Source organism: Leptolyngbya sp. AS-A5, from assembly GCF_039962495.1.
Lineage (GTDB): Bacteria > Cyanobacteriota > Cyanobacteriia > Leptolyngbyales > Leptolyngbyaceae > Leptolyngbya.
Genome location: NZ_JAMPLL010000001.1, coordinates 303,577 through 316,284, shown reverse-complemented (window position 1 = coordinate 316,284; position 12,708 = coordinate 303,577). Strand labels below are relative to the sequence as shown.

The window sequence follows — 12,708 nt, the reverse complement described above, 5'->3', positions numbered from 1 at the left end:
ATATGTTTGATGATTATTGACAAAATCTATGCGTTGTCCTGCCTGCCAAAACTTGGAAAATCGAGTGCTAGAGTCGCGATCTGCTGAGGGGGGTCAAAGTGTGCGACGGCGGCGTGAATGTCTCAAGTGCAATCATCGGTTTACGACCTATGAGCGGGTTGAGTTCGCGCCGCTCGTGGTGGTGAAGGAGAATGGCAATCGCGAGAGCTTCGATCGTGAAAAGCTGGTGCGATCGTTGACTCGAATTTGTGAGCGAACGGCAATTAGTGCATCCCAAATTGAGATGGTTGTCAGTACGATCGAAGGATTGTTGCAGCAGCGCACAAATCGAGAGATTTTAAGTCGTGAAATCAGTGAGCTTGTGTTGCGAGAGTTGCAGCCCTTAAGCGAGGCAGCTTGTATTCGCTATGCGTCTGCATATTGTGAGTTTGAGAATATTACAGAGTTTTTAGCAACTTTATCGCGGGTGAACTCAGACCTAGAGAGTTCGACGGACTCGATCGGACTTGCGGTAGCGCGATCAAGTTCTCTGAATTGAGGTTCGGCTCAGTCTAGACAGATTAGCTGGATTGGCTTATTATAATCTGCCTTGGGGAAATTCTTTTTTTCATTTCGATCGCAGATTTAGCTAGTGCAGTTTATGTCTCGTTCTGCCTTTTCCAGCACAATCGAGACCGTATTGAGTCAAACGGTTGTCGCTCGTCTCCTGCTTGAAGAGTGCGAATGCTTGATTGGGTCTGGATATGGGGTCGTGTTGCAGGCGATTTCGGTTGAGACACGCACTTTTGAGTTGATGCCGATGCCAGCGTTGGTTTTGCCTTTGGTTGAATCAGTAGATGAAGCAACAATTTCGCAGGCTTTAATAGCGCTCAAAGCGCAGCGATCAATAGAAATTTGCGGCAGAGGCTTTGGAAAGGTGGCGCTACTGCGATCGTTAGCTCACCAACCTGAATTGCAACAAGCTTATCCGCATGGAATTTTATATTTAGACCAGCTTGATCCGATCGGGGATCTGCTACAGACGATTTTTGAACAGTTTTATCGAGTTCCTTCAGAGGTGAAGCCATCAAGAGCAGAGATTCGATCAGGACTGAGCGATCGCCAAGCTTTGATTCTGTTAGATCACTCGAAGTTAACCGCCACAGACTTTGAACAACTGCAGCGCTGGCTACCTCAAAGCCGATTTGCGATCGCGTCGACTGACCGAAGGCTTGCTCAAGCAGATTTGGCAATCCAGGTTCCTGAGCCAGTTGAGATTGATTTGAGCGAACGATCTGATGCAGAAATTGCTGTTCTTGAACTGTTGGCAACCGTTGGGGTTCCGCTCAGTGCGAAGCAAATTACGGCGATCGCAAATGTTTCTCACTCAAATTTAGACAGGCTGATTGATCTAAAACTGATCGGAGTGGAGCGAGGACGCTATCGGTTACGAATTCAACACCGAAGCTCAGAAGCTTGGATGGAAAGAGTTCTGAGCTATGTTCTCGACTGGATTCGGACTCAGCCTAATGCCATTCTGCAAGAGCGGGAGTTACTGATGCTGGCAGTAGAATGGGGCGCAAATCAACGGCGATCGGTAGAAGTGATTGAAATGGTGCGATCGGTTGAAGGCGAGTTTGCCATTGCGAAATTGTGGGATAGCTGGTCGAAACTGCTGCGGTGTAGTTTAGCGGCAGCATGGGCATTAGGTGATGCAGCGATCGAAGCATGGGCACTTCATCAGTTAGGAACCTTGGCATTTTGTCAGCAGGAAGTTACCGCGGGATATGATACGCTCAGGGACGCTTTAACACTCAGAACCGATTTAGCCGAACAAAGCACGAACTCGGAGTGCGCTGTCAGCATTGCCTTTAGCACTCATAATCTCAATCAAATAAAAGCGCTGATTGTCCCGGTGAAGTCTAACGCTTCCCAAAGATCCTCTCAGCGCTACTGGATTATTGGAGTCACTTGCGCGATCGCGCTTAGCTTGTCATTGGGTGTAAAACTTGTAGCGGATCAGCGATCGCCGAACCACAAACCCTGTTCCAGCCTGTCTCAAAAGGTTTGTCTGCTATTGACCCGGTTTTCCTAGCTCGATCGCTTTTTTCATCAAGTCATCATCTACATTTCCGGTTGCGCCCGAACTATGCGTGACATCTTTCGCCATGTCTCGATACAGGTCTGGATCACCGGTTGGCTCTGAACTTAGCGCGTCGGGTGTGAGGTGGGTTTCGTCTGCCGAATGCACTTCAAATTGATGGGCTGTTGCTGCTTCTGCGGCTTTTTCGCCCTCACCGGTTTGATCGATGCTGCTGGTGCTGAATTCTTGAGCGGCTTCGTAGTCAGCAGATACATCCACTTGAGGCGCAGGACGATCGCCTGCTGCGATCGCTTCAGAGACCTGTTGAGCGTCCTGAGATTGAGTATTAATTTCAGACATAATAAATTCTCCTATCTTGCGTTTGCAATGTTGCTACGGTACTAAATTTCAAAATTTCCTGCCACGCCCAAAAGATAGATCTGAGCGTTTATCAGAGGTTAGAGTGTGAAGTCGCTCTTGAGGAGGGCGATTTTAGATGGTAAAGCTTGATACGTCTTGAGTGGCGTTATTTATGGAAAAAGTTTTATGCCTCAATCTGCAAGTCAGAACGTTGATCCATCTGAGTATTTAGATCAGGACATTCAGGGCACGATCGCAGATTTTAACCAGTTGGGAGCCGATGATAAGCTGGCGCTGCTGTACTACGTTTATGAAAAAATGGGCGACTCGGTTACGCCTGCGGCTCCAAGAGCAGCAGAACCTGAACTAGCGCCGCTTCTGCTGGGCGACAGTTTTCTGAATTTATCGCACCAAGATCAGCTTCAAGCGATGCGCGATGTGGTGAATCGGGCAGACACGGAGTATTCTCGCGCTTATGGGGCGCTGAAGGAAAATAATCAGTTATTAGTTTGGTTTGCGTGGGCAGTGGCAATGGGTGAAGCGGTTGTGGATATGCCTGCGGATTATCAAGCTTCAGAGGCAATCAGTAATCTGTTGAAGCGGTTAGAAGGGCTTGAGTTTGAGCAGCAGATTTCGCTATTGCGGGAGTTGGCAAGCGAGATGGGACATACGGAAGTTGAGCCGATTCCTTCTCAAGCAGAGACTGGAAAGACGGCTAGTTTGTAATTTGCATTAGAAAACCGGGTGTTTTAAGTACCCGGTTTTTCCTTCACTCAGCCGCAACTCCAAAGATTTGATCGAACACTTTTTCAACCTTATAGCCAGAATCGATCGATTCCATTGGGTCTTTCCGTAGACGGTGACGCAGACAAAGCGGCGCAATCCGACGAATTTCATCGACGGTTACTTCAGTCCGACCTTCTAGAGCCGCTAAGGCTTTTGCTGCCCGGTTGGTCACAATGTCGCCACGCAATCCATCGACATCGAGCTCAGCACACATTTGCGAGATTTTTACGCGCAGATCATAGTCGATCGCGATCGCCTTCAAGCGCTCTTGTGCTTCGACGATCTGACGCTGCAAATCGGTTTGTTGGGGCTGATATTTTTCTAGAAACGGAACTGGATCTTGATCGAATTCGGTACGCTGTTCAACGATTTGCACCCGCAGAACTGGCTCTTTTACGGTGCGGATTTCAGCGTGCATTCCGAAGCGATCAAGCAATTGCGGACGCAGTTCCCCTTCTTCCGGGTTGCCCGATCCGACGAGAACAAAGCGAGCCGGATGTCGGATCGAAATGCCTTCGCGTTCAACGGTGTTCCAGCCAGAAGCAGCGGAGTCGAGCAGTACATCGACGAGGTGATCATCGAGCAGGTTGACTTCATCGACATAGAGAATGCCGCGATTTGCTTTTGCCAACAGTCCTGGTTCAAAGGCTTTCACCCCTTCGGACAGTGCTTTTTCAATGTCAATCGTGCCGCAGACGCGATCTTCAGTCGCACCCAGAGGCAAATCGACCATCATTACTTTTTTCTTAACGACAGGCACATCGATGCCTTGATCGATCGATTGCCGTACCACATCACCCATCAATTCGGGATCGGTGGGATGACTATTAAACGGATCATCGGCAACGACGTCAATTTCTGGCAGTAAATCTGCTAAGGCCCGAATCGTGGTGGATTTTCCGGTGCCGCGATCGCCCATAATCATCACCCCACCGATCTTAGGATCGATGATGTTGAGCAACAGCGCTAATTTCATTTCTTCTTGTCCAACGATCGCCGTAAAAGGAAACACAGCACGCCGCCGAGCGGAAGTAGCGGTCGATCGTCCGTTTTGTGATGTCGGTTGTGTCGTAAAGGTCACGGGATGTCCTGAAAGAGTAAAGCAGTTTTAATTCGCGTTTTCTATTGTGACACGAAGCGGGAGTGGGAGAATAGAGAAGCTGAATTAGAAGGTGAGCCGATGGCAGGTCGCATTCCAGTCGTGGTGAATGGTGCAACGGGCAAAATGGGTCGGGAAATTGTCAAAGCGGTGTCGCAGTCGCCAGATATGACGTTAATTGGGGCGCTGGCAAAAAACCCGAAGTATATCGGTGAAGATATTGGGGAAATCGTCGGCTGTGGGGCGCTCGAAGTGCCTGTGACGAATGAGTATGAGTCAATGATGGCGATGCTGTCACAGGAGAAAGAGTTGGGCGTTGTGGTGGATGTAACGCACCCGGATGCAGTTTACAACAATGTGCGATCGGCGATCGCTTACGGAGTCCGTCCAGTGGTCGGCACAACCGGATTAAGCGCAGGTCAGATTCAGGATTTAGCCGAGTTTGCCGATAAAGCGAGTACCGGATGTTTAATTGTTCCGAACTTTTCGATCGGCGTTGTGTTGATGCAGCAAGCCGCGATTCAAGCTTCGCAATACTTCGATCACGTCGAAATTATTGAACTGCATCACAATCAGAAAGCCGATGCACCGAGCGGAACCGCAGTCCAAACCGCGCAAATGTTAGCGGAACTCGGCAAGACTTATAACGAAGCGATCGTCTCTGAAACCGAAAAAATTGCAGGAGCAAGAGGAGCGCAAGCCGATGAGGGAATTCGGATTCATAGCATTCGATTGCCCGGATTGGTTGCACATCAGGAAATTATTTTTGGGGCACAAGGACAAATTTATACGCTGCGGCATGATGCGACCGATCGCACTTGTTATATGCCGGGAGTGCTGCTCTCGATTCGCAAAGTGATCCCTCTAAAATCCTTGGTGTATGGGCTGGAGAGGATTCTTTAATCTATTTCTTCTCGACTAAGCGATCGATCTTTTGCCATTGGTTTGCGATCGCTTCTGCTCCTCTTTGGTCTTGTGGGTTGCGCGTGTACCAATATGCCCAAGCAATTAGAACGGCTTGAAGCGGCAATCTCAGCCAGTAAAACAGAGGACTATGCGGAATGTTGTTTAATGTGATTTCACTGTGCAATGCGAGATAGATATTGGCAGGAAAGACTGCAATAAACAGAGAAATCAGTCCCCATGCTGCTGCAACACTCAAGTAAGGAATACACAATCCAATGCCACCCAAAATCTCAAAGACTCCACTTACATAGACCGAAGTGAACGCTGGAAAGATGGGCGGTACGATTTTGGCGTACTCTTGGGGTGCAAGAAAGTGAGTGATTCCAACAATAATCAGAGCAACGGCAAAAATACCGCGTAATAGTTCTTTGTGCTTAAGAGGATTCATCGGTTGATCAGATTAACAATACTTCCGAATCTACTGTTTTGCCCGATCACCGAACTTCCCCCTAAAGCTGATTTCTGGCTTTGAGTTGGAGATATCGATCGACCAATTCATTTGTAATTTGGTTCGCAGGTGCATCCAATACCAAAACACCACGCTGCTTTAATGTACTAAATGCGATTTGACGCTGAGCTATCAGATCGAGTGCAACAGCTCTTTGATAAGCTGACGACAAATCTTCAGTAGTCGTGTGCGCTTGCTGATCAACTTGTGGATCGCGTAGTGTCACACAAAACGGTAGATACCTTGGTGTCAATCTTCCCAATGCTGCAAGCAGTTCTGAAGACGCAGTATTATCCACAATATCGGTAATGACCACAACTAAAGCACGTCGCGCTTGTTGATTGACTAACGTTGTAACTGCACCTAGATAATCTGGCTCTAAGATTTCCGGTTGAATTGGAGTTAACCGTTCAATCAAATGATTGAGATGAGCTTGTCCGCGTTCTGGTGGAATCCAGGTTTGCACTTGTCGATCAAACACTCCAACGCCAACGCGATCGCCCCGATGCAGTCCTGCTAATGCTAGGGCTAAGGTGGCATTCAATCCCCAATCAAACCGCGCTAATCCTTTAACTTGAGAAGTCATCAACCGACCTCGATCGAGCAAAATAATCAAAGTTTGCTCTTGTTCTGGTTCTAAGACTCTGACTAAAGGCTGTCCGCGTCGTGCAGTAGCTTTCCAATCAATAAAGCGTGGATCATCGCCAACACCATATTCTCGGAGTTCAGAAAACTCAGTTCCAATCCCTAATCGACGAGCACGACGAATTGACCCAGAGGATTCTAGAGTTAAGCGAATGGAGAGCGATCGGAGTCCAATCAAATCGGGATAAACTGCAACTTTCTGATCCTGCGGTATCTTCCAATTGTGCCAAGCTAACTGCCACGGACTAAGCTGACGGACTTGGATTTCTTTCCAGTGATATTCTCCCCGCTTAAAAGGATGCACAGTGTAGGATAGGTCTTGTTTGATGTTCGGTGCAAGCTTGGTTGATAAGGGTACTGATGACGCTGAAAATGCGATCGGATATTTGTCATAGATTCGTACTTCTGCCGATCGCGCTCCTGATTCGATTGTTAAACTTACTAAGTTATCTCGCCCGATCGACAATCGAGATGCCACTTGTCGCTGGACTTTTACCTGATTTGACTTCACCCGTGAACTATCCCAGATTGATAGCCCGAGAACAATCAGATCAAACAATAACAATGCTGAGATCGACAATGCCGCGTTAAACAAGAAGAGAACGGCAGCGATCGCGCCACCGAGTAACAACAATCCGTAAGTTCGGCGCGAAGGAATCATAGTTATCGGGGAACAGGAACTTGATTGAGAACTGTATTGATCACTGCATCCACATTCACACCATCTAATTGAGCTTCGGGACGCAGGATCAATCGATGTCGTAACAAGGGTGGTGCAACTGCTTTGATATCATCGGGAACCACATAGTTGCGACCTGCTAACCAAGCGTGGGCTTTACTGGCATTCAGCCATGCTACTGCCGATCGTGGCGATGCTCCCAGCACTAAATCGGGATGTTGACGGGTTTTTTGCACCACAGAGAGTAGGTAATCAAGAATTGACTCTTCAACAGTGAGCGATCGTACCAATTGCCGCGCCTGTAAAATCTGTTCAACCGATGCTAAAGGCTTAATTCTGTCTAGATCAAGTCGTTTTGCCTGAAATCCCGCTTGATGATTCAGCAGCATTTTCTTCTCAGCCGCCGCATCGGGATAAGCAACGATCAGCTTGAAGAGGAAGCGATCGAGTTGCGCTTCTGGTAAAGGATATGTTCCTTCAAATTCCAATGAATTCTGTGTTGCAATCACCCAAAAGAAATCAGATAGAGGCAAGCTTTCGCCATCCAGCGTCACCTGCTGTTCTTCCATCGCTTCGAGCAGTGCAGATTGGGTTTTCGGCGGCGTTCGATTGATTTCATCAGCTAACAAAATCTGAGTGAATACAGGGCCTTTTTTTAGCACAAAGCTGCGAGTATTCAAGTCAAAAATATTTGTTCCCAAGATATCCGATGGTAGGATGTCTGGCGTGAGTTGAATGCGACGAAACTCCGATCGCACCAATTGTGCCATGACTTTGACGAGCAGCGTTTTCCCTGTTCCCGGAACTCCCTCTAAAATTACGTGTCCCCCAGACAGCATCGCCACTAAAAGCTGTTGCACTAATGCAGATTGACCGACCACAATTTGATCGAGGGCTTGTCTGAGCTGAGAAAACGTTGCTTGAGGGTCGGACATGGATTGAACTGGGTAACTAGGGCAAAACCATATTAGTTCAGAATTTGAGAATCAGAGGATTTCGATGGCACAAAGCTTCGTCTCTCATCATTCGGTTTATCAGCGTCCCGATCCGCCCGTATTCGAGCACTTGCAGAAAAGTCTCTTCGTCTGAGATGGAGCCGATGAGGTGCTCCAGCCAATTATCAGTCACTTTTTGCTTCAGTATTGCGACTTCTTTCTCAAGCGCGGTTAACCGTTGTCGATCGATGTTTCATCCAACATAGTTTTTACGCTTTCCCGTTAGTTCCAAGGATAGCCTATAGAACCCATTTGGGATCTCTTCTTGACACATAAGGTAAGCAGAAAGCCGTTTCGAGAGATTCGTAAATCTAGCAGAAAAATCATAGTTCAAAGACTATCCGAATCATGAAACCGAGAAGTCATCGACCTTGCGAACACAGTAAAAGATCCCAAATGGGTTCTATAGAAAAGCGATCGAGAAATTGAGCGATCGCGAGTGCCTATTTCGATCCGATCGCACTCCCTTCAATCTCACTTACCTCTCACGGGAAAGTAAACAAGCAGGTAGGAAACAATTCCCAACACTGTTCCGATTACACTTAGTACCTGTAAAAACACTCCACTGAAACCAAACACAGAAGCTCCGATGAGCGCCAAAGCTAGAAACAAGATAGTTCCAATAACTGAGACTAATAGAGGTGCTGTTCTGATCAAAATTGCATTGCTACTCGCCTTGAATATTGGAGTTTCGACAAGGTTCGTATATTGGTAGGTTTTTCCCTCTTCTAGTTCATGAATTAGAGTTTTCCAAGGTCGATCGAAGTTAGGCTTAACAAGTAGCTCAAAAGTACATAATTCACTATATTTTCAAGCAAAGAGCAAGCAAAAATATCTCCTATATATGCTTTAGAAACAGATGTGACATCAATGATGGAATCCTTAGTTGCAAGTTTAGAAATATACTGTCTTAAATCTGAATATTGCAATCTTTCTACTTTCCAATCAATGTTGTCAGATAGATGAAGCTTATATCGAGCCTTCAATTTTGCAAGTTCTTCAGGGTTGTATTCAGCAGCTAAATTAACTACTGCATCTTTGCGGCTACCTTCAAGATATTTATACGAGCCTTCTGAGAGATTTTGAAGTAGGGTATAAACATCAGTTCGGAGTAGATTTAGTTGAACTTGATCAAGCTGAATATCTTTAACTTGAATAAATACTACACTTCTTGCACCTTTCTCAATGCAATGCACAATTGAGTTAAGGTACTGATCAGGTCTATTACTTGTGACAAAGATATACAGTTTCAATCCTGATAGCCTCCAAACATCTGAACACAGCCCTTTCCTGAAACCTTAGCTTTCCTTAGAGCAATCAACGCCTCTGTTGCTATTCTAACAATCCCAAACGACATAGTTCTTTCAGTATTTCTGAAGAAAAAATTTGTATAAGAGATCAACGTATCTTTAATCTGAATACTGGATGATACTGTAAAACATATATCGTCACCAGCTACATATATTAAAGAGGCATTCATCTCGTTGACTGCCATTCTCGCAATGTCCTCAAGAGCTGATTTCACTTGAAATGAAAATTTATTTGCTTTTTCAAGATCTTCGGATAGTAAACATGAGTCGATCACATCGCCAATGTTATCGCCATCACCTAGACAAATCAGCATGTCTTTGACCATGTTTTCTACCGTATTCAACTATATTTACGATTCTAATGCGATAAAAAAGACCCACACCAAAGATGCAGGTCTTCTTCATTAACGGACTAAGAACTTAGACGACTTCGCAAGTTCCGCCAGCCGCTTCGATCTTCGACTTAGCGCCCTCAGTAAACGCTGCTGCTTTCACAGTCAGACTCACCGACAACTCACCATCGCCCAAAATCTTCAGCGGACCATCATCCTGAGTCACAATCCCCGCATCCATCAATGAAGATAACGTCACTTCAGAATTGGCATCCAACTCAGCCAAATCGCCCACATTGACCACCGTGAAATACTTCCGATTAATCACCGTGAAGTATTTCAACTTCGGCAAGCGACGATACAGAGGCGTTTGACCCCCTTCAAACCCCGGACGAGTCGGACGACCCGATCGAGACTTTTGACCCCGCATTCCAAAACCACCACTCGCGCCTTGACCCGCAGAAATCCCGCGACCAATGCGACGCTTCCGCTTGGTTGAGCCTGGTTGGGGCACAGCATCTTCTAATCTCATGATCTAGTGCCTCCTAAACGCCGTAAAGTTGTTCAACCGGAATGCCGCGCTCTTGAGCGACATCCGACAGTGTGCGAAGTTCTGCTAACGCATTCACCGCAGCACGCGCATTGTTCAGCGGGTTGCCTGATCCAAGCTGTTTCGCCAGAATGTTCTTCACGCCAGCGAGCTCTAGCACCGTCCGAACAGCACCCCCGGCAATTACCCCAGTACCCGGAGCCGCAGGACGCATCATCACTTTAGCGCCGCCGCCCATTGCGGTTGCAGGATGTGGAATCGAGTTAGATTTGGTCAGGGGCACATCGATCAGATGCTTTTTACCGTCTGCGACACCCTTCTTCACCGCACCGATGACATCGCTGGCTTTACCCACGCCGACACCGACTTGACCTTTCTCGTTTCCAACTACCACGATCGCTCTAAAGCTGAGCTTTTTACCACCCTTAACTACTTTAGTTACACGGCGGATCTGTACCACACGCTCTTGGAATTCGGATTCCTTTTCGCGAGATTTCTTTTCTTTTCCTTTTGCCTTAGCCATTTATGTTTGCTCCTAGAAGTTTAGACCTGCTTCACGGGCAGCATCCGCTAAGGTCTGGACGCGACCATGATATAAGTTACCTCCGCGATCGAACACCACTTGTTCGATGCCTTTGGCTTTCGCACGATCGGCAATCAACCGACCGACTTCAGCCGCAGCCGCGCAGTTTGCTCCGGATTCGATTTTTTCTTTCAGTTCCGGATCGACGGTGGAAGCAGCCGCGATCGTGGTTTGAGCCACATCATCGATCAGTTGAACATAGATGTGCTGATTCGATTTGAACACGGCTAACCGGGGACGCTCTGGAGTGCCCGACACACGACGGCGAATCCGAGCGTGACGCAGGCGTGTAGATTCTCGACGACTTACTTTGCTCATGGCTTATTTCTTCCCTTTACCACCCGTCTTACCAACTTTGCGACGGACTGCTTCGCCCGCATAGCGAATTCCCTTACCCTTGTAGGGTTCCGGTGGGCGTACCGACCGCACTTTCGCCGCCGTGTTGCCGACGATTTCTTTATCAATTCCGGTCACAATCACGTTAGTGTTGTTTTCGACTTGGAATTGAATGCCGTCTGGCGGTTCGATCAGTACCGGATGGCTGTAGCCCATGCTGAGGTTCAGATTCTTACCTTGAACTGCAGCCCGATAGCCGACCCCTTGAATTTCTAAGCGGCGTTGAAATCCATTTGCCACTCCTTCGACCATATTGGCAACCAGAGTACGGCACAGACCATGACGTTCACGCGCCATCCGCGAGTCGTTGACCCGATTCACGGTTACGGTATCGCCTTCGGTTTCGATCGTAACTCCCGCAGGCAGAACTCTTGACAGTTCTCCTTTCGGCCCCTTCACCACGACTTCTTGACCGTTAATCGCGACGGTCACTTTCGCAGGGAGGGTAATCGGACGTTTTCCAATTCGAGACATAGTTTATTCCTCCAACTGCTTACCAGACGTAGCAAAGGACTTCACCGCCAACACCCGTTTTGCGAGCTTCGCGATCAGTCATAATGCCGCTTGAAGTGGAAACGATCGCAATCCCGATGCCGCCTAAGACACGTGGCAGATCTTTACGATTCGAGTACACCCGCAAACCCGGACGGCTCACGCGCTTCAGTGCGGTGATAATCGGTTTGCGATTTTTGCCTTTGTACTTGAGACCCAAGACTAGGTTTTTCTTGGGAATTTCACCTACTTCTTCGACTGAGGCGATAAAGCCTTCAGCGACTAATACCTCAGCAATACTGCGAGTCATGCGGGTGGATGGAACTTCGGTCGTTTGGTGACGCGCTAGACTAGCGTTCCGAATGCGCGTCAGCATATCTGAAATGGTGTCGTTTGCTGCCATAGTTGCCTCTGTGATTTGACTGCGTTAGTTATCTCGGAACGGCATACCCAGTTCTTTCAGCAGGGCACGTCCTTCTTCATCAGTGTTTGCAGTCGTAATGATCGAGATGTCCATCCCCCGAATTTGATCGACGCTGTCGTACTCAATCTCGGGGAAGATCAGTTGCTCTCTCAGACCGAGGGTGTAGTTACCGCGTCCGTCAAAGCTTTTCGGGCTGATGCCGCGAAAGTCCCGAATCCGAGGCAAGGCTAGATTCATCAAACGATCCAAGAAGTTGTACATTCGATCGGCTCTCAGCGTCACCATCACCCCAACTGGCATTCCTTGACGAATTTTGAATCCGGCGATCGCTTTTTTAGCGCGAGTAACGACGGGTTTTTGACCAGTGATGATTGCGAGTTCGTTGACAGATGCTTCAAGCGCTTTCGCATTCTGTGACGCTTCGCCCAGACCCCGGTTAACGGTGATCTTGACGACTTTGGGAACTTCGTGGATGTTCTTATAGCCAAACTGCTCGGTTAACTTGGGAACAACTTTTTCTGCGTACGAGGTCTTCAGTCTGTTGGACATAGTTTAGATTCCTCCCTGGGCTTGGTCAGGGG

At 47.7% G+C, this 12,708-nt stretch carries 17 protein-coding genes; 4 read left to right on the top strand and 13 right to left on the bottom strand.

The window, feature by feature from the left end; translation table 11 throughout:
- The first annotated feature begins 28 nt into the window (after window positions 1-28).
- Both nrdR and NC980_RS01675 read left to right on the top strand, forming a co-directional pair.
- Window positions 29-538: a transcriptional regulator NrdR gene (nrdR, locus tag NC980_RS01680; protein WP_190378735.1), complete on the top strand. Its 510-nt coding sequence runs from the start codon at window positions 29-31 to the stop codon at window positions 536-538.
- A gap of 102 nt (window positions 539-640) precedes the next feature.
- On the top strand, window positions 641-2,074 hold the full coding sequence (locus NC980_RS01675) for a hypothetical protein (protein ID WP_190378734.1): 1,434 nt from the start codon (window positions 641-643) through the stop codon (window positions 2,072-2,074).
- Here NC980_RS01675 and NC980_RS01670 read toward each other — a convergent pair.
- Window positions 2,054-2,422 carry a hypothetical protein gene (locus tag NC980_RS01670; protein WP_190378733.1) on the bottom strand — a complete coding sequence of 123 codons (369 nt, stop codon included), beginning with the start codon at window positions 2,420-2,422 and terminating at the stop codon, window positions 2,054-2,056. The genes NC980_RS01675 and NC980_RS01670 overlap by 21 nt on opposite strands.
- Window positions 2,423-2,608: 186 nt before the next feature.
- Between NC980_RS01670 and NC980_RS01665 the strand changes: the two genes are divergently transcribed.
- Complete coding sequence (locus NC980_RS01665; protein ID WP_190378732.1) at window positions 2,609-3,148, top strand: orange carotenoid protein N-terminal domain-containing protein; 540 nt, start codon at window positions 2,609-2,611, stop codon at window positions 3,146-3,148.
- 43 nt (window positions 3,149-3,191) lie between these two features.
- Here NC980_RS01665 and bchI read toward each other — a convergent pair whose 3' ends face one another.
- Window positions 3,192-4,289: a magnesium chelatase ATPase subunit I gene (gene bchI / locus NC980_RS01660; protein ID WP_190378731.1), complete on the bottom strand. Its 1,098-nt coding sequence runs from the start codon at window positions 4,287-4,289 to the stop codon at window positions 3,192-3,194.
- Between the two features lie 99 nt (window positions 4,290-4,388).
- Between bchI and dapB the strand changes: the two genes are divergently transcribed.
- Window positions 4,389-5,210, top strand: a complete 822-nt coding sequence (dapB, locus tag NC980_RS01655; protein WP_190378730.1) for a 4-hydroxy-tetrahydrodipicolinate reductase — start codon at window positions 4,389-4,391, stop codon at window positions 5,208-5,210.
- Window position 5,211: 1 nt separating this feature from the next.
- Here the strand turns inward: dapB and NC980_RS01650 are convergent, their stop codons facing one another.
- The 11 genes from NC980_RS01650 to rplE all read right to left on the bottom strand — a co-directional run bounded on the left by NC980_RS01650 (window position 5,212) and on the right by rplE (window position 12,676).
- Window positions 5,212-5,661 carry a hypothetical protein gene (locus NC980_RS01650; RefSeq protein WP_190378729.1) on the bottom strand — a complete coding sequence of 150 codons (450 nt, stop codon included), beginning with the start codon at window positions 5,659-5,661 and terminating at the stop codon, window positions 5,212-5,214.
- 61 nt (window positions 5,662-5,722) lie between these two features.
- Window positions 5,723-7,027 carry a DUF58 domain-containing protein gene (locus tag NC980_RS01645; protein ID WP_190378728.1) on the bottom strand — a complete coding sequence of 435 codons (1,305 nt, stop codon included), beginning with the start codon at window positions 7,025-7,027 and terminating at the stop codon, window positions 5,723-5,725.
- 2 nt (window positions 7,028-7,029) lie between these two features.
- Window positions 7,030-7,980: a MoxR family ATPase gene (locus NC980_RS01640; RefSeq protein ID WP_190378727.1), complete on the bottom strand. Its 951-nt coding sequence runs from the start codon at window positions 7,978-7,980 to the stop codon at window positions 7,030-7,032.
- A gap of 800 nt (window positions 7,981-8,780) precedes the next feature.
- Window positions 8,781-9,293: a hypothetical protein gene (locus tag NC980_RS01635; RefSeq protein ID WP_190378726.1), complete on the bottom strand. Its 513-nt coding sequence runs from the start codon at window positions 9,291-9,293 to the stop codon at window positions 8,781-8,783.
- Window positions 9,290-9,676 (bottom strand): mCpol domain-containing protein, encoded by a 387-nt coding sequence (locus NC980_RS01630; protein WP_190378725.1) that lies wholly within the window; start codon window positions 9,674-9,676, stop codon window positions 9,290-9,292. The genes NC980_RS01635 and NC980_RS01630 overlap by 4 nt, the downstream gene beginning before the upstream one ends.
- Before the next feature lie 94 nt (window positions 9,677-9,770).
- On the bottom strand, window positions 9,771-10,214 hold the full coding sequence (gene rplO, locus NC980_RS01625; RefSeq protein WP_190378724.1) for a 50S ribosomal protein L15: 444 nt from the start codon (window positions 10,212-10,214) through the stop codon (window positions 9,771-9,773).
- Window positions 10,215-10,227: 13 nt separating this feature from the next.
- The gene (gene rpsE, locus NC980_RS01620) at window positions 10,228-10,755 is read right to left on the bottom strand and encodes a 30S ribosomal protein S5 (protein WP_190378723.1); all 528 of its coding nucleotides are present in this window, start codon (window positions 10,753-10,755) and stop codon (window positions 10,228-10,230) included.
- A 12-nt stretch (window positions 10,756-10,767) separates the two neighbouring features.
- A complete protein-coding gene (gene rplR, locus NC980_RS01615; RefSeq protein WP_190378722.1) occupies window positions 10,768-11,133 on the bottom strand; it encodes a 50S ribosomal protein L18 in 366 nt (121 codons plus the stop codon).
- Between the two features lie 3 nt (window positions 11,134-11,136).
- Window positions 11,137-11,685 carry a 50S ribosomal protein L6 gene (gene rplF / locus NC980_RS01610; protein ID WP_190378721.1) on the bottom strand — a complete coding sequence of 183 codons (549 nt, stop codon included), beginning with the start codon at window positions 11,683-11,685 and terminating at the stop codon, window positions 11,137-11,139.
- Between the two features lie 19 nt (window positions 11,686-11,704).
- On the bottom strand, window positions 11,705-12,106 hold the full coding sequence (gene rpsH, locus NC980_RS01605) for a 30S ribosomal protein S8 (RefSeq protein ID WP_190378720.1): 402 nt from the start codon (window positions 12,104-12,106) through the stop codon (window positions 11,705-11,707).
- Between the two features lie 24 nt (window positions 12,107-12,130).
- Window positions 12,131-12,676 carry a 50S ribosomal protein L5 gene (gene rplE / locus NC980_RS01600; RefSeq protein WP_190378719.1) on the bottom strand — a complete coding sequence of 182 codons (546 nt, stop codon included), beginning with the start codon at window positions 12,674-12,676 and terminating at the stop codon, window positions 12,131-12,133.
- Window positions 12,677-12,708: the final 32 nt, after the last annotated feature.